General features: G+C 68.4%; 19 protein-coding genes. 9 read left to right on the top strand and 10 right to left on the bottom strand.

Annotated elements, in window-relative coordinates; genetic code table 11:
* Nucleotides 1-326: 326 nt before the first annotated feature.
* The 3 genes from AC3A46_RS08685 to AC3A46_RS08695 are packed head-to-tail and all read right to left on the bottom strand — an operon-like array spanning nucleotide 327 to nucleotide 4088.
* Entirely contained in the window at nucleotides 327-2075 is a 1749-nt protein-coding gene (locus AC3A46_RS08685; protein WP_487664798.1) for a type 2 periplasmic-binding domain-containing protein, read from the bottom strand.
* Nucleotides 2076-2118: 43 nt separating this feature from the next.
* Nucleotides 2119-3075, bottom strand: a complete 957-nt coding sequence (locus tag AC3A46_RS08690; protein ID WP_487664799.1) for a carbohydrate ABC transporter permease — start codon at nucleotides 3073-3075, stop codon at nucleotides 2119-2121.
* Between the two features lie 11 nt (nucleotides 3076-3086).
* Nucleotides 3087-4088, bottom strand: a complete 1002-nt coding sequence (locus AC3A46_RS08695) for an ABC transporter permease (protein WP_487664800.1) — start codon at nucleotides 4086-4088, stop codon at nucleotides 3087-3089.
* 329 nt (nucleotides 4089-4417) lie between these two features.
* Here AC3A46_RS08695 and AC3A46_RS08700 point away from each other — a divergent pair, with 329 nt between their 5' ends.
* On the top strand, nucleotides 4418-5425 hold the full coding sequence (locus tag AC3A46_RS08700; RefSeq protein ID WP_487664801.1) for a LacI family DNA-binding transcriptional regulator: 1008 nt from the start codon (nucleotides 4418-4420) through the stop codon (nucleotides 5423-5425).
* An 8-nt stretch (nucleotides 5426-5433) separates the two neighbouring features.
* Here AC3A46_RS08700 and AC3A46_RS08705 read toward each other — a convergent pair whose 3' ends face one another.
* Nucleotides 5434-6105, bottom strand: a complete 672-nt coding sequence (locus AC3A46_RS08705; RefSeq protein ID WP_487664802.1) for a rhamnogalacturonan acetylesterase — start codon at nucleotides 6103-6105, stop codon at nucleotides 5434-5436.
* Between the two features lie 50 nt (nucleotides 6106-6155).
* Between AC3A46_RS08705 and AC3A46_RS08710 the strand changes: the two genes are divergently transcribed.
* The 3 genes from AC3A46_RS08710 (at nucleotide 6156) to AC3A46_RS08720 (ending at nucleotide 10243) form a co-directional block, all read left to right on the top strand.
* Nucleotides 6156-7943, top strand: coding sequence for an ABC transporter ATP-binding protein (locus AC3A46_RS08710; RefSeq protein WP_487664803.1), 1788 nt, complete (start codon nucleotides 6156-6158; stop codon nucleotides 7941-7943).
* A 240-nt stretch (nucleotides 7944-8183) separates the two neighbouring features.
* Nucleotides 8184-9278: a Gfo/Idh/MocA family protein gene (locus AC3A46_RS08715; protein WP_487664804.1), complete on the top strand. Its 1095-nt coding sequence runs from the start codon at nucleotides 8184-8186 to the stop codon at nucleotides 9276-9278.
* A complete protein-coding gene (locus tag AC3A46_RS08720; protein WP_487664805.1) occupies nucleotides 9275-10243 on the top strand; it encodes a family 43 glycosylhydrolase in 969 nt (322 codons plus the stop codon). Before AC3A46_RS08715 ends, AC3A46_RS08720 begins: the two co-directional genes overlap by 4 nt.
* A 91-nt stretch (nucleotides 10244-10334) precedes the next feature.
* On the opposite strand, the gene AC3A46_RS08725 is transcribed toward AC3A46_RS08720, so the two are convergent.
* The 6 genes from AC3A46_RS08725 to AC3A46_RS08750 all read right to left on the bottom strand — a co-directional run bounded on the left by AC3A46_RS08725 (nucleotide 10335) and on the right by AC3A46_RS08750 (nucleotide 17840).
* A complete protein-coding gene (locus tag AC3A46_RS08725; protein ID WP_487664806.1) occupies nucleotides 10335-13037 on the bottom strand; it encodes an exo-rhamnogalacturonan lyase family protein in 2703 nt (900 codons plus the stop codon).
* On the bottom strand, nucleotides 13034-13678 hold the full coding sequence (locus tag AC3A46_RS08730; RefSeq protein WP_487664807.1) for a DUF1961 family protein: 645 nt from the start codon (nucleotides 13676-13678) through the stop codon (nucleotides 13034-13036). The genes AC3A46_RS08725 and AC3A46_RS08730 overlap by 4 nt, the downstream gene beginning before the upstream one ends.
* Complete coding sequence (locus tag AC3A46_RS08735; RefSeq protein ID WP_487664808.1) at nucleotides 13675-14556, bottom strand: carbohydrate ABC transporter permease; 882 nt, start codon at nucleotides 14554-14556, stop codon at nucleotides 13675-13677. The genes AC3A46_RS08730 and AC3A46_RS08735 overlap by 4 nt, the downstream gene beginning before the upstream one ends.
* Nucleotides 14556-15527, bottom strand: a complete 972-nt coding sequence (locus AC3A46_RS08740) for an ABC transporter permease (protein WP_487664809.1) — start codon at nucleotides 15525-15527, stop codon at nucleotides 14556-14558. Before AC3A46_RS08740 ends, AC3A46_RS08735 begins: the two co-directional genes overlap by 1 nt.
* Before the next feature lie 66 nt (nucleotides 15528-15593).
* Nucleotides 15594-17135: an extracellular solute-binding protein gene (locus AC3A46_RS08745; protein ID WP_487664810.1), complete on the bottom strand. Its 1542-nt coding sequence runs from the start codon at nucleotides 17133-17135 to the stop codon at nucleotides 15594-15596.
* Nucleotides 17136-17195: 60 nt separating this feature from the next.
* A complete protein-coding gene (locus AC3A46_RS08750) occupies nucleotides 17196-17840 on the bottom strand; it encodes a YesL family protein (RefSeq protein WP_487664811.1) in 645 nt (214 codons plus the stop codon).
* Between the two features lie 295 nt (nucleotides 17841-18135).
* Between AC3A46_RS08750 and AC3A46_RS08755 the strand changes: the two genes are divergently transcribed.
* From AC3A46_RS08755 to AC3A46_RS08775, 5 genes are all read left to right on the top strand, one after another.
* Nucleotides 18136-19440, top strand: coding sequence for an ABC transporter substrate-binding protein (locus AC3A46_RS08755; protein WP_487664812.1), 1305 nt, complete (start codon nucleotides 18136-18138; stop codon nucleotides 19438-19440).
* Nucleotides 19441-19515: 75 nt separating this feature from the next.
* Nucleotides 19516-20511, top strand: a complete 996-nt coding sequence (locus tag AC3A46_RS08760) for a carbohydrate ABC transporter permease (protein ID WP_487664813.1) — start codon at nucleotides 19516-19518, stop codon at nucleotides 20509-20511.
* On the top strand, nucleotides 20508-21431 hold the full coding sequence (locus AC3A46_RS08765) for a carbohydrate ABC transporter permease (protein WP_487664814.1): 924 nt from the start codon (nucleotides 20508-20510) through the stop codon (nucleotides 21429-21431). The genes AC3A46_RS08760 and AC3A46_RS08765 overlap by 4 nt, the downstream gene beginning before the upstream one ends.
* 43 nt (nucleotides 21432-21474) lie before the next feature.
* On the top strand, nucleotides 21475-22122 hold the full coding sequence (locus AC3A46_RS08770; RefSeq protein ID WP_487664815.1) for a DUF624 domain-containing protein: 648 nt from the start codon (nucleotides 21475-21477) through the stop codon (nucleotides 22120-22122).
* Between the two features lie 48 nt (nucleotides 22123-22170).
* The gene (locus AC3A46_RS08775) at nucleotides 22171-24249 is read left to right on the top strand and encodes a beta-galactosidase (protein ID WP_487664816.1); all 2079 of its coding nucleotides are present in this window, start codon (nucleotides 22171-22173) and stop codon (nucleotides 24247-24249) included.
* Nucleotides 24250-24258 lie beyond the last annotated feature (9 nt).

Below are 24258 nucleotides of genomic sequence, written 5' to 3' on the forward strand. Positions count from 1 at the left end.
CGATTGAGGACGCGACGCGGGGACGGATGCCGCGGCCCGCAGCATCCGTGATCCTCAACTGAGGACGAGAGCCCGGCTGCGGACCGCCCCCGACGCCGAGGCCCTCACCTCGGCGCATCCCCTCAGTTGAGGACGCGACGCGGGGACGGATGCCGCGGCCCGCAGCATCCGTGATCCTCAACTGAGGACGAGAGCCCGGCCGCGGACCGATCCCGACGCCGAGGTCCTCACCTCGGCGCATCCCCTCAATTGAGGACGCCCGCGCGAGTGGCACGACGAAGGGCTCGGGATGCTGCATCCCGAGCCCTTCGCTGCTTACCGGCGTATCAGCCTGCGAACTCCTTCGCCACGGCCACGCGCGCCTCGTTCTGCGACTTCGCGTTGGTCATGTCGAACTCGAGCACCTTGTCGTAGCCGAGGCCCTCAGCGGTGGTGATCAGCTCGTCGCGGAGCGAGTCGAACTGCGCCTCGTTCGAGGCGAACACCATCTGCCACGAGTACTGCTTGATGATCTCCTTGACCTGGTTGCGCAGGGTCTCGATCTCGGAGTCGTCCGCCGGGGCCGCGTAGCTCGCGCCCGGGGCGACGAGCACCTGGTCGTTGGTCTGCAGGTACTCCATGGTCGACGTCGCGCCGCCCATGTTCGCCGACCAGTCGACGGTCAGCGGGTTGGCGATGGACGCCTGGTACGTGGGCCAGAACGTGTAGCTGTACGGCAGACTCGTCTCGGGGTCGGTGTCGATCGGAAGCACCGCGCTGAGGTTGAGCGCCGAGACGCCGTCGGCGTACTCGCCGCCGCCCCACTCCTCAGGAACGGTCCCGCCACCCTGCAGGAAGACCTGGTTGCCGAAGTCGGTGAGCTCGGGCTCGCCCGCGTCGTTCACGTCCCACGTGAGGCCCTTGGGGCCCGCCGACGCACCGGTCTGGCTGCTGTTGGCGTACGCACCCTCGGGTGAGTAGAGCCAGTCGATGAACGCGGCGATGCGCTCCGGGTCCTCGGCCTTCGAGCCGATCGCGAACACCTGCTTGCCGCCGTACGCCTCGGCGCCGTACGAGAAGATGTTCTGGTCGGCCAGGGGCACCATCTCGAAGCCCTTGCCCGCGGCCATGTTCTCCTCCGTGTTGAAGGCCGACTGGCCCAGCCACGGCCACCACGAGAAGAGCACCTGGCCGTTCTGGAACTTCGAGAAGAGGGTGTCGTAGTTCTGCGTCGTCGACTCCGGGTCGACGAGGCCGAGCTGGTTGGCGTCGAAATAGAGCTTCAGGTTGCGGATGTACTCCCCGTCCGGGTCGAGGATGCTCTGGTAGTCCGAGCCGTCGGCCTTGGCCAGCACGAAGCCGAGCTCGTCGTAGCCGTAGAAGCAGGCGGGCTGCTTCGCGGTGACCATCATGTTGCCGTCCCAGTCCTTGAACAGCGAGAAGGCGTAGGTGGGCTGGCCGTTGTCGGCGGTGGGGTGCGCGGCCTGCATGTCGGCGAGCACCGGAAGGAGGTCTTCGAGGGTGCCGATCTCGGGGTAGCCGGCCTCCTTGTAGTAGTCCCAGCGGAGGTACGGGCCGAAGGTGGGGTTGAGACCCTCGGAGGGCTCGGTCGGCTTGAGCGACGAGACGGCCGACGGGAAGCCGTAGACGCCGTCCTTGCCGTCGTTGAGGTGCTCGACCGCGGCGTCGAACTTCGCGAGGTTGTCCATCGCGCCGTAGTAGTTCGCCGAGTCCTTGACCAGACCGCCCTCGATGAGCTCGTCGAGCTTCTCGCCCTTGTCGGTGATGATCAGGTCGCCGAGGTCACCGGCCGCGACGCGCGTGTTGTAGAGGGTGTCACCGCCGCCCGCGACGTTCGGGGCGATGATGTTCAGCTTCATGTTGAACTTGTCTTTGACGATCTTGGCGAACCAGCCCTGCTGGACACCCATGTAGTTGGCGAGACCGTCGAACACGTCGATCGTGATCTCCTGGTCCCACTTCTCGGGGAACTGGTCGATCGCGCCCTGGTCGTCGCCGCCGGCGCTGCACGAGGCGAGTGAGCCCGCGGCGAGCAGCGCCACGAGAGCCAGGGACACCTTCTTTCGAAGCGTCATTGCTTTCCTTTCTTGGTGGTTCTGTGGTGGTTCGTGGCCGCCGTCAACCCTTGACGGCGCCCAGCATGATGCCCTTCACGAAGAAGCGCTGGAACAGGGGATAGATGAAGATGATGGGCAGCACGACGAGCACCGAGACGGTCATGCGTATCGAGGTCGGCGTCTGCTCGGTGGCGAGCCCGGCGATCTGACCGATGTTGCCGCCGGCGTTCTGCGCCGCCTGGGCGAGACTCGATGCCTGGTTGATGAACATGTAGAGCAGGTACTGCAGCGTGTACAGGCTCTGGTCGGTGATGTAGATCAGGGTGTCCTGGAAGCTGTTCCACTGCGTGACCGCGCTGAAGATCGCGATCGTCGCGAGGATCGGCGTCATGTTGGGCAGGTACACCTTGAAGAAGACCTGCAGGATGTTGGCGCCGTCGACCTCCGCCGCTTCCTGCAGCTCCTTCGGCATCGACTCGACGTAGGTCTTCGCGAGGATGACGTTGAACGGCTGCACCACGAACGGGAGCACGTAGACCCAGAAGTTGTTGGTGAGGCCCAGCGTCTTCATGATGATGAACACCGGGATCAGGCCCGCACTGAAGTACATCGTGATGATGAGGAAGCGGTACCAGAACTTGCGGCCCCACATGCGGGTCTGCGTGAACATGAACCCGAGGAAGGCGGAGGCGAGGACCGTGAGGGCCGTTCCGATCACCGTGCGGCCGATGCTGACCACCGTCGCCATCGGCAGACCGGGCAGCTGGAAGACCTGGGTGTAGTTCGACAGGTGGAACCCGACCGGCCACAGGCGCACGTCGCCGAGCGCCGAGATGTCGTTGGCGCTGACGGAGTTGATGATCAGGTAGTAGAAGGGGTACGCGCAGATCAGCGCGAAGAGGACGAACAGCGCGTAGTTCGCGAGGCGGAACACCACATCGCCGACGGTCCCGCGATAGCGGGCCGAGGTGTCGCCCTTCTTCGTCGTGGTGAGCGTCTTCGTCATCGTCGTGGTCATGTCCTGGCCTCTCAGACGATCGATTCGCCGCGGACGCGCTTGGAGACCGCGTTGACGGTGAGCAGCAGGGCGACCGAGATGAGGCTCTTGAGCATGCCGATCGCGGTGGCCATCGACAGGCTGTTGCCCGTCATGCCGATGTTGTAGACGTACAGGTCGAGCACCTGGATCCACTGTTTGTTGAAGGCGTTCTGGAACACGTAGTACTGCTCCATGCCGTTGTTGAGGATGTTGGCGATCGACAGCAGCAGGAGCACGAGATAGGTCGGCATCAGCTGCGGCACCGTGATGTACCGCATCAGCTGGAAGCGGCCGGCGCCGTCGATGCGGGCCGACTCGTACAGCGACTGGTCGATGCCGGCGATCGCGGCGAGGTAGATGATCGCGCCCCAGCCGAGCCCCTTCCAGATGCTCCAGAGCGTCATGGTGATCCACACGTTCTGGTCGGTGTCGAGGAACTTGATGGGCGTCGTGATGAGTCCGGCGTCGTTGAGCACGTCGTTGACGAGGCCCGAGCTCGAGAAGAGCGAGAACGCGATCATGTAGACGAGGACCCACGAGATGAAGTTCGGGAGGGCCGTGAGCGTCTGCACGGAGTTGCGGAACCAGGGCGCCTTGATCTCGTTGAGCAGGATCGCGAAGAAGAGCGGCAGGACGGATGTCGCGATCCCCAGGAAGCTGATCGCCAGCGTGTTGAGGAGGACCTGGCCGATCTGCGCCATCTGAGTGGGCGAGCTCACCAGCATCTGGAACCACTGCAGGCCGACGAACTCACTGCCTTCGAGGCCGAGCGCCGGCTTGTAGTCGTACAGCGAGTAGATCCAGCCGTACAGCGGAAGGTACGAGAACAGGAACGCCAGCACCAGGAACGGCACGATGCACAGGAACAGCCTGAACGACGTCCGGCTCCCGGCCGGACGCAGCCGCCGGCCGCGCCCCTTCTTGGCGTTGTGGTCCAGGTTGTGAATCGCCGCTTCCTGGAAGACGACCTGGGACTGCGCCTGAGTGGTCATCGGAGCGCGCCCTGGTGCGCGGCATCCGCCGAGGGTGCCGCCGGCTGAGCATGCCGTTCCATGTCACTCCTTCGTGTACGTGGCTGCCGCTCTGTCGAGGGGCGGGATCCGAGGTTCGTTCGTCGAACCGCTTCGATTTCGAACCGCTTCGATTGAAGAGTAGGCGGCACTGCTCGATTCGTCAAATGTCTCCTCGTAACGCGGGGGTAACGATCGACCGTGTGGCGAGGGCTCTCCCGCGCTCAGGAAAGCGCCTACCATGGTCGGATCGGACGCGCGGGGGCGTCCGGCCCGGACCCGTGCCGGGTGAGCATGACGGGACGAACGACATGAAGCGAGTCGGCATCCGCGACGTCGCCGAGCGCGCGGGCGTCTCGATCAGCACCGTATCGAACGCACTGAACCGCCCTCACATGGTGAGCGAGCGCCTCGTCGACCGAGTGCGCTCGGCCGCCGACCAGCTCGGCTACGTGCCGCTGCAGGCCGCCCAGCAGCTGCGCGCCGGGCGCTCCGGCCTGCTGGGGATGACGGTCATCAACATCGCGAACCCCTTCTTCGGTGACATGGTCGCCGGCGCCGAGGACGCCGCCTCGGCGGCCGGGATGCGCGTGCTCGTCGGCAACTCCAGCGACGACGTCGGCAAGGAGCGCGACCACCTCGAGCTGTTCGAGCGGGTGCAGGTCGAGGGTGCGCTGGTGAGCCCGTTCGGCCCTCTCGAACCCTGGCTGCAGCGTTTGCGCGGCCGCGGCATCCCGGTCGTCCTCGTCGATGCGATCGACGACACCGGCGAACTGCCCTCGGTGTCGTTCGACGACGTCGCCGGCGGGAGGCTCGCCGCTGAGCACCTGCTCTCGACCGGGCGCCGGCGGCTCGCGTTCGTGGGCGCGCGCGAAGCGGTGCGACAGGTGCGCGAACGCCTGCAGGGCGCGCGGCTCGCCGTCGCCGCCCACCCGGGCGCGACCCTGGAGCCGATCTGGACCGAACGCACCACGTCCGAGCTCGGCGTGGCATTCGGCGAGCAGCTCGCCGCGCGCTCCCCCGCCGACCGCCCGGACGGGATCGTGACGTCGAACGACCACCTGGCGATCGGCCTGGTGCACGGACTGATCTCGCGCGGCGTGCGGGTGCCGGACGACGTTGCTGTCGTCGGCTACGACGACATCGAGTTCGCGGCGATCGCCGGCGTCCCCCTCACCTCCGTGCGCCAGCCCGCGCGCGAGATGGGACGCACTGCAGCCGAGCTGCTGCTCGCGCGCATCGGCGGCACCGCGGGCGCCGACCTCGGAAACGTCGTGTACCGGCCGGAGCTGATCGTCCGCGCCTCCACGGTGGGCTGATCCACCGGTCAGCTGACCAGCGACGATCCCCTCGCGGGGGCGCCGCCGTCGCGCCGTTCGATCGCCCGCAGCGAGCGCCCGACGAACGCGGCGATACGACGGGCGCCGCGCTCGTGGAAGTGGGTGTCGTCGGCCAGGCCATCGGGCCACACCGGGTGCTCACCGGGTGCGAAATGGCTGAGGAGCGACCGGGATGCCTCGGGGCCCATGTCTTCGTAGAGCCAGGTGGTGAACGCCGTGAGGTCGACGAGCGGGGCATCGAGGTCGTGCGCGAGGTCGCGGACCGCGTTGGGGTAGTCGCCGTGGGTGGGCGTCACCCGGTCACCGTCGAACCAGCGGCGCTCGGCGGAGGTGCACAGCACCGCGACGGCGCCGCGCGCACGGGCGTCGACGACCATGCTCCGCAGCCGTTCGGCGTAGCCGCCGCGCGCGTCGAGCGCGGGGAGCTTCTGGTCGTTGTGCCCGAACTGGATGACCACCGTGTCTCCGGGCCGAACGCCGTCGAGGAGCCCCTGCCACGAGCCGTCGGAGAGGAAGGACTCGGTCGTCGCGCCGCCGTAGGCGAGGTTGCGCACGGGCGCCTCGACGGTCGGCTCCAGGAAGGAGCCCCAGCCCGCCATCGGCAGCTCGTCGGGCTTGGGAGGGGCGACGGTCGAGTCGCCGGCCAGGTGGTACGTCATGTTCGCCTTCCGTCGCGCCGGGGTGCGGCATCCGTCAGTACCATGTCATCATGACGCAGAAAGCGTTTACCGGAGCCATCCGCATCATCTCGATCGCCCAGAGTCCGCGCCCCGGCCGCTCCGTGCTGAAGCTGCTGGCGCGCCGGCCCGGGCGCATGGCGGTCGCGATCCTCGCGTTCGCCTGCAAAGAGGTGCCGCTGTGGTTCCTGCCGGTGGTGACGGCGAAGATCATCGACATCGTCGCGACCGGCGGCGAGGTCTCGACGGTGCTGATCTGGTTCTCCGTCGCGGCGGTGCTGCTCATCCAGAACTACCCGATGCACATCGTCTACACGCGCAACTTCATGACCGTCGTGCGCGACACCGGCGCAGACCTCCGCAACGCGCTCGCGGCGCGGCTGCAGAGCCTCTCGATCGGCTACCACACGCGAGTGAGCTCGTCGATCGTGCAGACGAAGGTCGTGCGCGACGTCGAGAACATCGAGCTCATGCTCCAGCAGGTCACCCACCCACTGCTGTCGGCGACCATGGTCATGATCGGCGCCATCTCCATGACCGCGATCGCGGTGCCGCAGTTCCTTCCCGTCTACGCGCTCGCCATCCCGATCGCCATCGGCATCCGCTACGGCCTGCGCAACCGCTCGCGTGAGCGCAACGAGGTGTTCCGCCGCGAAGTCGAGACCCTCTCCGCACGGGTGGGCGAGATGGCCTCCCTCATCCCCGTCACCCGCGCACACGGCCTCGAGCGGACCGCCGTCACCCGCGTCGCGTCGGGCGCGGACGGCGTGCGCCGTGCCGGCCTGCACCTCGACATGCTGAACGGCCACGTCGCGTCGATCTCGTGGGTCGCGATGCAGCTGCTGGGCGTGGGATGCCTCGTGCTCGCGGCGATCTTCTCGCTGACGGGCTTGCTCCCCATCACCCCCGGAGAGGTCGTGCTGCTGTCGACGTACTTCACGCTGCTGACCGGCGGCCTGACGCAGCTGCTCATGCTGATCCCGGTCGGGGCGCGCGGCATGGAGTCGATGCGGTCGATCTCGGAGGTACTGCAGGAGCCCGACCTCGAGCAGAACGAGGGCAAGCGCGCCGTCGCGCACGTGGGCGGCCACCTGGAGCTGCAGCGCGTGTCGCACCGCTACGACGGGGCGGAGCGGGATGCCGTGCACGACATCTCGCTCGACGTCTCGCCCGGCGAGACCGTGGCCTTCGTGGGCTCGTCCGGCTCAGGTAAGTCCACGATGCTTAACCTCGTGCTGGGCTTCGTGCGCCCGACGGCGGGGCGGATCCTGCTCGACGGCGTCGACATGCAGGACCTCGACCTGCGCACCGTGCGGCAATCGGTCTCGGTCGTGCCGCAGGAGTCGGTGCTCTTCGAGGGCACGATCCGCGAGAACATCGCGTACGGCCTCGACGACGTCTCGGACGACCGCCTGCGTGCTGCTCTGCACGACGCGAACGCCGCCGAGTTCGTCGACCGACTGCCCGACGGGTGGGACACGGTCGTCGGCGAACGCGGCGCGCGTCTCTCAGGCGGGCAGCGCCAGCGGCTCGCGATCGCGCGTGCGCTGGTGCGCGACCCGCGCATCCTGCTGCTCGACGAGGCGACCTCGGCGCTGGACCCCGAGTCGGAAGAGCTCGTGAAGGAGGCGCTCAACCGCCTCATGAAGGGCCGGACCACGCTCGTCGTCGCCCACCGCCTGTCGACGATCCGCCAGGCCGACCGCATCGTCGTGCTCGAGCACGGCGAAGTGATCGAGGTCGGCGGCCACGACGCGCTCGTCGCCGCCGGGGGCCGCTACGCCCGCCTGCACGCGACACAGGCGGGCCTGCCCCGCTGACGTCACACGCCCGCAGTCACCCCTCTCGCCGGTCCTCGCCGGTCCGGAATTCGGACATCCCGAGGTTTTCCGGACCCACACGTCTGCTCGGGCCCGGAAAGGGCGCGAGAGTCCGAATTCCGGATCCGCGACCGACGCGGAACGCAATGGGATAGCGCTTTCCGTCCCAACCCCCTACCCTGGAGGAGCGGATGCCGCGGGGCTGCAGCATCCGCTCGCGATCCACCCGAAGGAGCCACCGTGACCGAGACCCTCCGCTGCGCCATCGTGGGCACGGGAGCGATCGCCCACTCGCACATCCGAGCCATCGCCGCCTACCCGCACGCCGAGCTGGTCGCGGTCACCGACCTCAGCCGCGCCTCGGCCGACGCGTTCGCGGCGACGTACGGCGCGCCCGCCGTCTACGACGACCTCGATGCCCTGCTCGCCGCCGAGCTTCCCGACGTCGTCCACATCTGCACTCCCCCGGGCGCCCACACCGCGCAGACCCTCGCGGCGTTCGCGGCCGGCGCGCACGTGGTGGTCGAGAAGCCCCCGGCACCGTCCCTCGACGAGCTCGAGCAGATGACGGATGCTGCGGCCGCCGCCGGCCGGCAGCTCGCGGTGGTGTTCCAGCAGCGCACGGGAACCGCGCCGGCCCACGTCAAGCGACTTCTCGACTCCGGCGCGCTCGGGCGACCCCTCGTGGCCCAGTGCCAGACACTCTGGTACCGCGACGCCGCGTACTTCGCCGTGCCGTGGCGCGGGAAGTGGGAGACCGAGGGCGGCGGCACCACGCTCGGGCACGCCATCCACCAGCTCGACCTCCTGGCGTTCCTGCTCGGCGACTGGACGCGCGTGGAGGGACGGCTCTGGCGCCTCGATCGCGAGACGCAGACCGAGGATGTGTCGACGGCGACCGTGGTGTTCGAGGGCGGCGTGGTCGCGCAGGTCGTGTCGAGCACGCTGTCGCCGCGCGAGACGAGCTCGATCCGCATCGACACCGAGAAGGCGACGATCACCGTCGACCACCTGTACGGCCACGGCCACGAGAACTGGCGCATCACGCCGGCTCCCCAGGTCGACGCCGCCGAGGCCGCGACCTGGGAGATCAGCGGGCCCGAAGAGCGCAGCGACCACGTGTACCTGCTGCGCGATGTGTTCGACGCCCTCCGCTCGGGCGCGCCGCTGCCGCCCACGGCCGAGGCGCCGGCGCGCTCCATCGAGCTGGTCGCCGCGATCTACGCGTCGGCCGACGCCGACGGCGCCGTGGTGACCCCCGCAGACCTCGCTGGGCACCCGACGCACCGCAGGAGCTTCGCGAGCGGCGTCATCGATCTGCGTCCGGCCCGATGACGGTCGACGCGTCACTCGACCCCGACGCCGCAGCGCCCCGCGAGATCTACCGCGATCCCGTCTACGACGGCGCGACCGATCCCACCGTGGTGCGGGACGCCGACGGCTGGTGGATGTTCTACACGCAGCGCCGCGCCACGCATCCGCACCCCGGTGACGGGGTCGCCTGGGTGCACGGTTCGCGCATCGGGGTCGCCCTCAGCGAGGACGGCCTGCGCTGGAGCTACGCCGGGACGCTGGAACCGGATGCCGCCGGCCTGCGCCTGGCGGACGGACCGCCGCCCGCGGCGGTCGGCGAGACGCATTGGGCGCCCGAGATCATCCACGACGGCACGCGCTGGCGGATGTACCTCACGGAGATCGACGGCGTGCCGATCCGGTGGGAGGGGCACGCCCGCCGGATCGTCGAGTACGTCTCGGACGACCTGCGCACCTGGAGCCGCCGTGGCGTCATCGCGCTCGCGAGCGACCGCGTGATCGACGCCGCCGTCACCCGGTGCCCCGACGGCCTGTGGCGCCTCTGGTACAAGGACGAGGCGGCCGATTCGACGACCGCGGTCGCGGTGTCGGACGACCTCGACTCGTGGCGGCTCGACGGCACCGCTGTCGGCGGGCGCCCGCACGAGGGCCCGTTCGTCTTCGCGCTCGAGGGCACGTGGTTCCTCCTCACGGACGAATGGCGCGGCATGGCCGTCTACCGGAGTGACGACGCGATCGCGTGGGAGCGCCAGGACGGGGCGGATGCCGTCATCCTCGGGGAGAGCGGCCCTCCGCGCGACGGGGTCCAGATCGGGCGCCACGGTTCGGTGGTCGTCGTCGGCGACGAGGCGCGCCTGTACTTCTTCACGCATCCCTGGTGGGACGGCAGCGAGCTCGCCGACACCGACGAGCGCAGCCATCGCCGCAGCGCCATCCACGTCGCGCGCCTGCGCGTGGTCGACGGCGAGCTCATCGCCGAGCGCTGAGGCGGAGGCGGGGGCGCGGCCGCATGCCGCACGGTGCCAGCGAAACGGTACCCACCCCGCCCCGATCACGTCGGCGGGGACCGGCAAGCGGTCAGCCGGGCAGCCGGTCTCCGATGAGCGCCAGGTTCTGGATCGCCGCGAGGCCGTACTGCGCGACGTCGTTGGTACCCACGCTCGGAGCCTCGTCGACCGGGTTGAGCACCGCCGGACCGTCGATCCGGCGCAGCACGAAGTCGCGCCGGTGCACGAGCCATTCGCCGATGCCCTCGAACGCCTCCCACGCACGGTCGGCGAGCTCGGCGTCGTCCGTCGCGGCCGCGGCGAACGCGGTGAGCCGGCTGTGCGCCTGCTCGAGGTGGATCCCCGTCAGGCGCTCCCCCACGGCGGCTTCCTGTTCCGCCGGAGACGCGAGATACAGGCGGCAGTACTCGAGCCACGCTTCCCGGAAGCCAGGGACGTCGACCAACGAGATCAGCTCACTGCACACCTCGACGAGGCCGAAGACGGCGCTGAGGTGCGACACCGCGATGCGGTCGCGAGTGGTGTCGAACCGGCCCGCATCGATGTCGTACAGCGCCTCCCCGGTCAGAAAGCCGTGCGGGAGGGCGCCGATGTCGGCCATGGTCCCCAGCAGCCGGTCGCGCGAGCGCTCGTTGCCGGTGCGCTCCCAGTCCGCCAGCCACGTCGCCGCCAGCGCACCCCAGTCGGTTCCGAGCCCCACGGCGAGCGCACTGCGATCGGGGCGGTATGTCGCGGCGTCCGTGCGAACCTTCCGCGTCGGGTCTGTGTCGAGGAACCGCGCATCGCTGTCGCGGAGCTCGGTGAGGAGGTCGCCGACGCGCTCGTCCGCGGTGAGGTAATGGAAGATGCGGCGATACACCGGGCTCGAGATCCGCAGCTGCTTGGCGCTGCATCCCCAGTGCTGGACGTTGTGGCGCGAACCGAGGCCTTGCCAACGACCGAGGTGGTACACGTCGACCTCACCGGTGTGCCGTGTCATCGCCTCCGCGAGACGGAACACGTCCGCGCGCCCGCTGCGGAGATACGAGTACCAGAGCCACAGGTCCGGCGACAGCTCGCTGTTGTCCCACGCGTACCCCCCGACGTCGTACCGCCACACGTGGCGGTCCGCGTCGTACGCGTGCATGACGTCGCCGTAGTTCCAGAAGCCGTACCAGCGCCGCTGGTCGACCTGGCCGAGGTAGAAGTCGAGCAGGAAATCGAGGCTGTCCTCGATCTCGGCCCGCGCGGGGGTGGACCTGTCGACCGGCGCCCAGTCGCCGAAGACCCCGACATCGTGAAGATGCTGGGGGGTCGGCTGCAGCAGCGGCGGGCGCTGTACGTCGGCGACCGCGGCCTCGAGGTCGTCGATCGCGGGGGTGGCCGCGTAGGCGAAGAGTGTCAGCTCGTGAGTGCGCGCGATGCCGTGCGCGTCGCCGAACCCGGGCTCATAGTCCTCGTACGTGATCTCCAGGCCCTCGAGCTGGGTGGCGAAGTCGTCCTGACCCAGGCCGTCGTGGTAGAACCGCAGGTCCATGGGGCGTGCTTCCGGCGCGTGAAGCCACACAGTGAGCTCCGCCCGATCCGTCGCGGCGCCGCGCACGTCGAGCTGGCCGGGAAACGACTGCCAGAACGAGCGGATGCCGATTCCCAGACCACCTGTCGGATCGCTGATGGAGATGTAGCCTTCGGCGCGCGTGCCCGCGCCCGCATCGATCCACGCGTGTCCCGGCGCCGTGCGCTTGCGGATCCCGAAGCCGTCGGCGCTCAGCTGGGTGAGCGTGACGTCGTTCCAGGCCGGGATGAGGTCGAGCCGCCCCGACACTTCGGGGTTCCACCCGTCAATCGGCGGAGTAGCCTTGCCGCGGACTTGCGCCCGCCGCACGTCCTCGCCCGGATCGCGCCGCAGGCCGGTGAGTCCACGGACTGCCTCCGCGAAGAACCCGCCCTCTGCTCCCGCGAGCCGGACGTGCCGGTCGTGGAGCGCGGCCCGCAGCGGAACCTCCGCGCGCAGACCGAGTCCTGCCAGGAAGTCCGTCGCCGCGTCGGCGTCCCAGACGACCGTGTGAACGACGCGGATCTCGGCCGAGCCGGCCGTGACGACGAACCGGAGAGTGAAGGGCAGGACTTCGCGCGGGGCATCCTCCTCACCGCTCGCCTGGTCCTGGTGCACGCCCTCCACCCGCACGACAGCGCGGATCGGGCCCTCCTGCTCCACGACGACCGACGACAGCCGCGATCGGAAGCTGCTGCGGGCTCCGGCGCCTCCGTCCTCCGGCAGCTCGTGCTGCCACAGGCTGACCAGCCGGAGATCCTCAGCCACCGTGCGACCGTCTCGCACGATGCGCCGGCAGACGGTGTCGGCGCGCTCCCCGGGCAGGGGGAAAGCGATCTCGACGATCCCATTCGAGACAAGGATCTGGTCGGGGTCCTCGCGCACCGCCACCTCCGCGGCGGGAACACGGCTCCCCCCGGCGACGTGTGCAGCGGCACCGAGACCGGAGGCCGCGTCGTTCGTCTTCTCCGCGCTCGTCACCACGACCTCGTACTCGCCGGGCCGGTCGATCGCGCCCACGGCGCAGCCGGCCCACTTGAGCGAGCCGTCGGGCCACGTCGCCAGCGGCCAGAACTGTCCCGCGGCAACCTCGCCGCCGACCGCGCGCAGGCTCAGCTGCGCGGCAGAGGCTGCCGCGCCGCGGGGCAGCGGCACGCCCCAGGTGATCCCCGAGGTGAGGCGGGCCGGTGGGGCGTCGTCGAGCCAGCGAAGGGGGACGACGAGAGCGGGCGCGGTCACAGCGCGTGAACCTCCAGGTTGCGATAGCAGGCGATGAGCGGTGACATCTGCCGGAAGCCGAGGCGGCCGGCGCCGATCCGCCGCCCGGTGGATTCGTCGTCCTCCCACGAGAACAACGGCAGGCCGTCGATGGCGAACGTCACACGCTCGGCGTCCTTCACCACCTCGATCCGGTAGAACGCGGTGCGGGCGTCGACGACCGGCGGGAGCGGGTCAGCACCCTGGCTCACGAGGTGGAATCCGGGCGACTTGCGCAGGTTGCACGTGTGGAATGCCCGCTCGTCCTCCCACCGGCGGCGGAAGTACGACACATGCAGCGTGCGGATGTCGCCGGAGTGGTACTGCGGGTAGTCCCCGGTACGGGGCGCGAGAACGTCGTCGAAGATCCCGCCCCCGCCGACCGCGGTGGCGCCGAAGAAGAGCATCGCGAGCCCCGGCTCCTCACGAGGCGAGAACTCCCAGGCGATGCGCACCCGGTCGGGGAACTCCTCGGGACACCACAGCGTCCAGTGGTCGTCGAACCCGCCCGAGCTCGACAGCATCAGCCCGTCCGCGGACTCCTCGGCGGCGACGGGGCCCTCCGCGATCCACCCGTCGAGGTCGGACGTCGTGCCCAGCGCATTGCGGTACAGCAGCGTCATCCCTTCACCGACCCGATCAGCATGCCCTTCGCGAAGTGCTTCTGAAGGAACGGATAGAAGAGGATGATCGGCAACGTCGCGACGATGATGACCGCGAACTTGATGCCCTGCGCCGGCGGGAGCTGAGACGGGTCCGCTTCGACGACCGAGAGGTCTGTAGCCACGGTGACCTGGCGCAGGAACATCTGCAGCGTCCACATCGAGCTGTCGTTGAGGTACAGCAGCGGCGACATGAAGTCGTTCCAGATGCCGACGGCGTAGAACAGCGCGAAGGTCGCCAGAACCGGCTTGGACAGCGGAAGGATGATGCGCCACAGCGTCTGCATCTCGTTGGCGCCGTCGATCTTCGCGGACTCCTCCAGCTCGGCGGGCAGCTGCTGGAAGAAGTTCTTGATGATGATGAGGCTGAACGGGTTGATCGCCATCGGGAGGATCAACGCCCAATAGTTGTTGAGCAGGCCCAGGTCCTTCACCACGAGGAAGGTCGGGATCATGCCGCCGCCGAACACCATCGTGAAGACCACGAGCGCGAGGATGACGCGACCGCCGGGCAGGTTCGCCTTGCTCAGCGGATATGCCATCGTCGCCGTCAGCATGAGCTGGACCAGGGTGCCGACGGCGGTCACCGCGACCGTCGTCACGAGGGCGCGCACGAACGCGGGACTCGTAAGGATCGCCTCATAGGCGTCGAGTGAGAACGTCTCGGGCCAGAGGAAGAACGACCGCGTGGCGAGCTCGGACTCGGTCGCGAACGACCCGGCGAGCACGTAGATGAACGGCACCAGCGCGACCACGCCGATCGCCACCAGGAGGACGACGTTGAAGACGTCGAAGGCGCGCCCGGCACGGGTGTTGAAGCGGTATCTCTCGCGAGCCATCAGAAGATCCCTGCCTGGTTGAAGCGCTTGGCGAGCCAGTTCGCCCCGAAGATCAGCACGACGCCGACGACCGCCTTGAACAGTCCCACAGCCGTGCTGTAGCTGTACGAGCCCTGCGTGATGCCCATGAAGTAGACGTAGGTGTCGAAGACATCGGCCACCGAACGGTTGAGCGAGTTGGTCATGAGGTAGATCTGCTCGAATCCGGTGTTGAGGATCTGACCCATCTGCAGCACGAGCATGACGATGATGGTCGGCATGATCGACGGCAGGGTGATGTGCCAGACCCGTTGAAACCGTCCCGCACCGTCGATGATGGCGGCCTCGTACTGCTCCTGATCCACCGTCGCGAGCGCGGCCAGGAAGATGATCGTCCCCCAGCCGGTGTTCTTCCAGATGTCCTGCAGGACGATGATGGGCCGGAACCAGGCCGGGTCTGCAAGGAAGTTCACCTCGGTGCCGAGCATGCCGTTGATCAACTGGTAGAGCGGCCCGATGTCGAGCGCGAACAGGAGATACGTCAGCGACGCGACGACCGTCCACGACAGGAAGTGCGGGATGTAGATGAGCGTCTGCACGGTGCGCTTGAGGATCATCAGCCGCATCTCGTTGAGCAGGAGCGCGACGACGATGGTGAGCGGGAAGGCGATCAGCAGACTCAGGAATGCCAGGATCAGCGTGTTGCCGAGCAGGCGGGGGAAGTCCGGACTCGAGAAGAAGTCCTCGAAGTGCTGGAATCCGACCCACGGACTGTCGGCGATGCCGAGGAACGGAACGTAGTCCTTGAAGGCGATGACGGCGCCGTACATCGGCCAGTAACGGAACAGCAGGAAGTAGATGACGCCCGGAACCAGCAGCAGGTACAGCCACTTGAACTGCGTGAAGTGCACGCGGACGCCGCGACGGCGCCGGCCCTGCTTCTCGACGGTGAGCGTCTCGGTCGCCGTGACGGCGTTGTCGAGCATTGTCATGGGGAAACCTCTCGGAGTGGATGCCGGGGGCGGGCGATGGCCTCGACCCCCGGCATCCGAGTCCGATCAGGAGTCGGCGTCCGCCAGCTCGTTGATCTCGGCGATGACGTCGTCGCCGCCGCTGGAGCGCCACAGCTCCACGGCGTCCTTGAGTCCGTCCAGGTCGATCTGACCGGCGATGTACTGGATGCGCGCATCGGCCACGATCGTGTCGAGCTGTGCACCCTTGGAGACGTAGGTGTCGGACACATACGGAGCGGAAGGATCGAACTCGGCGAGCTCCAGATCGGCTGCCTCGATCTCCTTGCGCTTGTCGTACATCTGCTGCTCGTACTCCGACGCCTGCTTGGGGAGGTAGCCCTGGAAGCCGTTGACGTTGGTCCCCAGCTGCGCGTAGCTCATGACCGTGTCCTTCAGCGCCTGCGGTGCGTCGTCGATCGCCACGGCCAGGTCGCCGTCGAGCTCGTACGTCACCCCTTCGATGCCGTTGTTGAGGATCGGGCCGGCCTCGGCGGAGTTGAGCTTGTCGAGCACCGTGAGTACGCCCCGGAGCTGATCCTCGGTGCGCACCTGGGCCTTGGGCACCGCGAGGAAACCGCTGTAGCCGGTGGTGGGCAGTGCGTGGACCTCTCCGTCAGGGCCTTCGAGGTTTCCCGTGATGTCGACGTAGTTCTCGAAGTTCTCCGGGTCGGCCTCTTTGAAGAGGTTGATCAGCACGCCGGCGCGCGAGTGCACGTCGAGGATGATGCCGCCCTTGCCCGTGAGGAAGGGCTCGTTCCACTTCGCGGAGTCGAAGGTCGCGTAGTCGGGGTTCACGACTCCCTCTTCGACCAGCTGGCGCTCGAACTGCACCGCTTCCAGCCACTCGTCGGTGGTGAAGTTCGGCACGAGCTCGCCGTCGCGCTCGGTCCAGCGATTGCCCGCGCCGTACCAGGTCTCGATCGCGTCCCATGGGCTGTTCGTGCCGATGGTGCCGGGCCACTTGGGGATGATCAGGCCGTAGGTGTCGTCGACGCCGTTGCCGTCCGGGTCGTCCTCGGTGAACGCCTTGGCGACCTCGTACAGGTCTTCGGTCGTCTGGGGCATCTCCAGCCCGAGGTTCTCCAGCCAGTCCTTGCGGATGATCACGGCCTCGCGGATCACGTCACGCGCACGGAAGACCCCGTACACCTTTCCGTTGATACTCGACGCCTTCTGCGTCTCAGGGAAGGTGGTCTTGAGGTTCGGGTAGTCGTCGAGGTACTCGGTGAGATCCCAGAACGCGCCGGCCTCGGCATTGCGCACGAATCCGGGGTCCTTGCCCTGGATCACCATCACCTGGGGAAGGTCGTCACCGGCCAGCGTGATGTTGACCTTGTCGCCGTACGACGAGTTGGGCACCCACGTGACGTCGAGCTCGACGCCGATGACCTCCTCGAGCGCCTGCTGGACCTCGTTGCCGTCCTCCGGGGCATTGGTGACGAGGTACGGAGCCATGATCGACAGGCTCTCGAGCTCGGCGGCGGGGGCATCGTTGCTCGCGTCACCACCGGATGCCGAGCAACCGGTCAGGGCGAGGGCCGCGACGGCGGCGATGCCGATGCCGGAGAGGGACTTGGGGTGTTTCATTGCTGACTCCTTCGTTGGAGAGGGGGGTGGGGCAGGGGCGTGTCGGCGGTCATGCGCCGGCTACGGGGCAATGGAGAGGGCGGCTTCGACGGCGCGGTCGTTGGCGGTGAAGAATGAGAAGCAGAGCGTGGTGCTGAGCGTGAGCCAGGCCCCGATCAAGAGGAACGGGATGATGCCCGGGAGGATGCTGCCCGCCGCAGCGACGACGACAGCTCCGAGCAGGAGCAGCACCACGTGGGGCGTGTTGCGCAGCGCCCAGCGGCTTGCGGTCGCGAGATAGGCGCGGAGCCGCAGGTCGTAGTGCACGTACATCACGCCGGCGATCGTGCTGATGCCGAACGCGGCGGCGAGCGCGATGACGCTGGCGACACCGAGAGGCGACGCGAGGGAGCCCGCTCCCAGCTGCCCGACGACGCTGACGGCGAGAGCGGAGGTGACCACCGCACCCGCGCCGAGCGCAGCGTTGGCCCGCCAGAACTCGCGGCGCCATGCGCTCGCGAAGGAGCGCGCGACCGGAAACGCCTCGCCCCGCAGACGCCGGCGGGTGAGCTCGGTCGCGGCCGCCGACGCCGGGAGCGCCCCCAGCACGACGACACCCACGAGCGTGAAGAACCACCACAGGGCGTTGATCACGACGATCCACCAGATCCAGTCGAACGCCGCGTGGGCTCGCAGCGCCCACGTAGGCGTCCCAGAGTTCGTCATCGAGCTCTCCATCGTTGTATTAGCGCGGCAAACTCACGGGAATACGTTTTCCGCTTCCGGCTCCGAGTACGGTAACCCGCTCCCCGGGGCGAGTCAACCCGCCGGCGCGTCGTTACTGAATCGTTCAAATTTTTCGGACCCGCATCTTGCGAAACGTTTTTTGCCGGGGTACCGTAGCGGGCAAGCGCTTTCCAGCATCGCAGGATCTGCACCACAGAGCGCCCCACACCGCACACACAGACGAAGAACGTCTCACGCGGAAGAGCGAACACAGACGTTCACAAGGAGGACAAGGATGTTCAGCAAGAAGCGGGCACTCGCCGTCGCCGCCATCGCGGCCGGCGCCGCCCTCGTGCTGGCCGGCTGCGCCGGCGGCAGCGACGAGACCCCCGACGCCGCACCCACATTCGACCCGAACGAGGAGGTCACCCTCGATCTCGCGTTCTGGGGCAACGACGTCCGCGCCGGGCTCTACAACGAGGCCATCGCAGCGTTCAACGAGGAGTACCCGAACATCACGGTGAACGCCACGTTCCTCACCTTCCCCGAGTTCTGGGAGAAGCGTCAGACCGAGGCCGCCGGCAAGAACCTCCCCGATGTCATGCAGTTCGACTACTCGTACCTGCGCCAGTACTCCGAGAACGGCCTGCTGCTCGACCTCGGCCCGTACCTGGGCAACATCATCGAGACCGACCCGCTGCCCGAGAACATCCTCAACATCGGCGTCGTCGACGACACCACCTACGGCATCACGACCTCCACCAACGCGTGGGGCCTGTTCACCAACCCGGTCCTCCTCGAGAAGGCCGGCGTCGAAGAGTTCGAAGGCGGCAGCTGGGACGACTACGCCGACTGGATGGGCGAGGTCACCGACGCCGCCGGCGGCGAGTTCTGGGGCGGCGGCGACTACACCGGCCGCATCCAGAACTTCGAGCTGCAGCTGCGCTCGGAGGGCGAGAACCTCTTCAACGAGGACGGCACCGCCGGCTTCGACGAGGAGCGCCTCACCGAGTTCTGGGAGTCCGGCGCACCGATCCGCGAGGACGGCATCGGCATCCCGCAGCAGCGCGTGGAAGAGGTCGCTCCGAAGGGCGCCTTCGACAGCGCGCTGACGGCGAGCGAGCTGACCTGGGACAACTTCGGCGCGGGCTACCTCGCCGGTCTCGGCGAGGGCTACACCGAGCTCGGCCTCATCGCTCCCCCGGTGACCGAGGCGGGCGCGAAGGACCTGTACCTGAAGCCGTCCATGCTCCACACGATCTCGGCCAACACCGAGCACCCCGAGGCAGCGGCGACGCTCGTCAACTTCCTCGTGAACTCGCCGCAGTCCGGTGAGATCTTCGGCACCAACCGTGGCCTCCCCGCCTCGGAGACCGCCCTCGAGGCGGCCGAGCTCGACCCGCTGAGCCAGCAGGTCAAGGATTACGAGGCGTCGATCGCCGACCGTCTCGGCGACGCCCCGCCGGTTCCGATCGTGGGCTACGGCACGCTCGAGGAGAAGTTCCGCCAGCTGGGTACCGAGCTCAGCTTCGGCACCGTCACGGTCGAGGACGCGGTCTCGCAGTTCTTCGCCGAGATGGACGTCGTCCTCAACCAGTGACAGCTTCCGGGTCCGGGCGTACGATGCGCCCGGACCCGGAATACCACTACTCCACAACCCGTATCGGAGAGTCTCGTGAGCACCACAGCGACCAGAGTCATCGTGACCGGTGAGAAGTCCTCACGCCGGTCCCTGTTCCGCCGGAGCAGCCCTGAGCATGTGAATCGGCCGGGTCAGCGCCAGCGTGTTGTGAAGGAGACGCTGGCCGGGTACGGGTTCCTGATCCCGTGGCTGGTGGGCTTCTTCGGCCTCACGCTGATCCCGATGGCGTACTCGCTGTACCTGTCGTTCACGAAGTACAACATCTTCGCGCCGCCGAAGTGGATCGGCTTCGACAACTACGTCCGGATGTTCACGAACGACCCGGCGTTCCTGCAGTCCGCGCAGATCACGATGATCTACGTTCTGGTCGGCACCCCCATCACCCTGGCCGCCGCGCTCGGCGTGGCGATGCTGCTGAATTACCGCGACAAGGGCGCCGGCTTCTTCCGCTCCGCGTTCTACGCCCCCTCCCTCATCGGCGGCTCCGTGTCGGTCGCGATCGTGTGGCGCGCCATGTTCGCCTCCGACGGCCCTGTCGACAACGCCCTCTCCGCCATCGGCATCGACCTGGGTGGCTGGATCGGCAACCCCGCGCTGGTGCTGCCCGCGATGATCCTCCTCGCGATCTGGATGTTCGGCGCCACCATGGTGATCTTCCTCGCCGGCCTCAAGCAGATTCCCAAGGAACTGTACGAGGCGGCCGAGATGGACGGCGCCGGACCCTGGCACCGCTTCCGCGCGGTCACCCTGCCCATGCTCTCGCCGGTCATCTTCTTCAACCTGCTGCTCGGCCTGATCGGCGCGTTCCAGGTCTTCGCCTCGGCCTACATCATCTCGAACGGCACCGGCGGCCCCGCCGGCATGACGAACTTCATCACCCTCTACCTCTACAAGCGAGGCTTCTCGGACGGCCAGATGGGCTACGCCGCCGCCATCGCCTGGGTGCTGCTGATCGTCGTCGCCATCATCGCCTTCATCCTTTTCCGCACCCAGCGCAGCTGGGTCCACTACGCCGGAGACAACCGATGAGCACCACAAGCTTCGGCGAACCCGCCATCGCCACCCTCGAGAACCAGCTCGACGCCACCCCGCCGCAGCCCCGCCGCAAGGTCAAGCGCGGCACGTGGCAGACCGTGATCTGGTTCGTCGCGCTCATCGCGGTCACCGCGGTCGTGCTCTACCCGCTCGTGTGGCTGCTGTTCTCCACGTTCAAGCCCAACAGCGAGTTCGGCTCGAACATGGGCCTGCTGCCGAACAACCCCACCATCGCCAACTACGCGAAGGTGATGGAGGGCATCGCGGGCGTGCCGATGTGGCGGTTCTTCCTGAACAGCTTCATCATCGCCGTGGGCTCCGTGATCGGCGTGCTGCTGTCGTCGTCGCTGGCCGCCTACGCGTTCGCCCGCATCCAGTTCAAGGGCCTCGGCATCCTGTTCGCCGCGATGATCGGCACGCTGCTGCTGCCGTTCCACGTCGTGATCATCCCGCAGTACATCATCTTCCAGCGCCTCGACATGATCGACACGTTCTGGCCGCTGCTGCTGCCGAAGTTCCTCGCCACCGAAGCGTTCTTCGTGTTCCTGCTGGTGCAGTTCATCCGACAGATGCCGCGCGACATGGACGAGGCGGCCCGCATCGACGGCGCCGGACACATGCGGATCTTCTGGTCGATCATCCTGCCGCTGATCAAGCCCGCCCTGATCACCTGCTCGATCTTCGCGTTCATCTGGGCCTGGAACGACTTCCTCGGACCCCTGCTCTACCTGACGAGCCCCGAGAACTACCCGCTGCCCATCGCGCTGCGCCTCTACAACGACCAGACCTCGGTGAGCGACTACGGCGCCACCGTCACCGCGTCGTTCATCGCGCTGATCCCCGTCCTGCTGTTCTTCCTCGTGTTCCAGCGCTTCCTCGTCGACGGCGTGGCGACACAGGGACTCAAGGGCTGACGGCCCGCCGAGGCTCACCGGACCGCAACGAGAAGGACATCCCATGGACCGCCGAGAACTCCGCGCCGCGCGTCGCGCCGACGCGTCCGGAGCCGGACCGACGCTCGAGGAGCGGGCTCCGGCCCGATACCCCGGCGCCAAGGGAGCCTTCGCCCTGTTCGGCGAGGTGCTGCTGACCGGACTGCTGGTCACCGCGGCAGGCCTGCTCGTGGTCACCCTGCCCGCGGCGCTGGCCGCCGGCATCCGTCATCTGCGTCGCTACGTGAACGCGGAGCAGTCGCACGTGAAGACGTTCTGGCAGGACTGGAAGCGGGCGCTGCCCGGCGGCCTGGTCGTCGGCGCCGCCGTGGTGGTCGTCACGTTCGTGCTGACGCTCGACATCTACCTCGCGAACTCCGGCGCCCTCCCCGGCGGCGGCCTCATCTCGATCGTCGGCTGGGCCGGCCTCGTCGTCGGCGCTGTGGCGCTGCTCGTCGCCGCGGGCGCGTGGACGCCCGAGCGCGGCTGGCGGGCGGCGGTGCGCAGCATCCCGTCGTCCCTCGTCGGCGACCCGATCGCCGCACTCTATCTCGCGGCCGCGGCGGTGTTGGTCGGCGTCATGACCTGGATGCTCGCACCGCTCATCATCGCCGGACTCGGTTGTGCCGTCTTCGCGGTCGTCTCCCTCCCGGCGCGCCGCGGCCGCCGCTGAACCCACACCTCTCTCGAACGCAAGACCAGCCAGAAGGAGCTGCTCGACGTGCTGTACGGCGCCGATTACAACCCCGACCAGTGGCCCGAGGAGGTCTGGGACGAGGACGTCCGCCTCATGCGCGAGGCCGGCGTCAACATCGTGAGCCTCGGCATCTTCGCGTGGTCGCGGATCCAGCCCGCCGAAGGTGTGTGGGATTTCGCGTGGCTCGACACGGTGATCGAGAAGCTCCACGCCGGCGGCATCGCGGTGAACCTCGCGACCGCGACCGCCTCTCCCCCGCCGTGGGTGAGCAGGAACTACCCCGAGACGCTCCCGGCGAACGAGTCGGGTGCGTCGTACTGGCCGGGCAGCCGCCAGCACTTCGCCCCGTCGTCGCCGACGTACCGGCGACTGGCCGGCGAGCTCGTGCGCCGGCTGGCCGAGCGCTATGTGCACCACCCCGCCGTGGTGATGTGGCACGTCGGCAACGAGTTCGGCTGCCACCTCTGGATGGACTTCTCGGACGCCGCGCGCGACGCGTACCGCGACTGGCTTCACACGCGCTACGCCACTGTCGACGCGCTCAACGACGCGTGGGGCACGAGCTTCTGGTCGCAGCGCTACGGGTCGTTCGACGAGATCTTCCCGCCGCGCCTCGCCCCCTACAGCCACAACCCGTCGTCGATGCTCGACTGGCGAAGGTTCACGAGCGACATGCTGCTCGAGTGCTACCTCATGGAGCGCGAGATCCTGCTCGCAGCCGGCGCGACGCAGCCGATCACGACGAACTTCATGGGCCCCTTCAAGCCTGCGGACTACCGCAAGTGGGCGCCGCACATGGACGTCATCGCCGACGACTGCTACCCCGACCCCGCGAACCCGAACCGCGTGCGCGACGCCGCGTTCCAGCGCGACCTCGTCCGCTCGCTCAAGCCCGGCGTGCCCTGGCTGCTGTGGGAGCAGGCGACGGATGCGGTCAACTGGCGGCCCGCGAACCCCGGCAAGCGGCCCGGTGCCCTCGCCGCCGAGTCCGCGCAGTCGATCGCGCGCGGCGCCGACGGCATCATGTTCTTCCAGTGGCGGCAGTCGCGCGCCGGCAGCGAGAAGTTCCACTCGGCGATGCTCCCGCACGCCGGCACCGAGACCCGCACGTGGGACGCCGTGACCGAGCTCGGCGCGCGCCTCGCCGCGCTCCCGAAGCTCCCGGCACCGGGCCGCGACGCGCAGGTCGCCCTGGTGTTCGACTGGGAGAACTGGTGGGCCGTCGAAGAGCGCGACCACCCCACCGAGATCGACTACCTCGCGCTCGTGCTCGAGTGGTACGGCGCCTTCCACGCGCGCAACATCCAGGTCGACATCGTCGGTCCCGAGGAGGTGGACCACGGCTACGCCCTCGTGGTCGCGCCGGCACTGTATCTCCTCCGGGACGAGGGCGCCTCGGCGCTCGCCCGCTTCGTCGACGACGGCGGAACGCTCCTCACCGGTCCGTTCACCGACATCGTCGACGCGCACGACCACTTCCGCGACGGCGGCTTCCTGACGCAGCTCGGCCCGGTGCTGGGCCTGCGCTTCGAGGACTTCGGCGCCCTCGCGGGCCAGTCCTCCGGCGGCTCCGGCGTCGGAGCCCTCAGCGCCGACGCCGTCCAGGCAGCGCGCGACGCCGCCGGCCGCGGCGCGGTCACGTTCGACTTCGGCGGGGTGCAGCGCTCCGGTCGCCTGGTCGCCGAAGCGGTGCACGCGACCGGCGCAACGGCGGTCGCCACGTTCTCCTCGGGCCTGCAGTCCGGCTCGCCTGCGCTCACGCGCCACCGCTTCGGCTCGGGCGAGGCCTGGTACACCGCGACCCAACCCAGTGCCGACGCGATCGACGCGATCGTCGGTGCCGTGGTCGAGGCATCCGGTGTCCGTCCCGTCGTGGCGGATCTGCCCGCAGGCGTCGAGGCCGCGCGCCGGGGCGACCTGGTCACCCTCATCAACCACGGCGACGCGCGCGTCGAGATCGCGATCGACGGGATGGATGCCGAGACCGGCGTCGCCGTAGAGCGCGTCGTGCTCGACGGCCAGGGGGTCGCGTTCGTGTCGGCTCCCGTCCGCACCGCGGGCACCGCCGCGGACTTCCATCGAGCCGCCGTCGCCGATTCCTGACCACCAACA

The organism is Microbacterium sp. Soil_C_42, assembly GCF_057656735.1.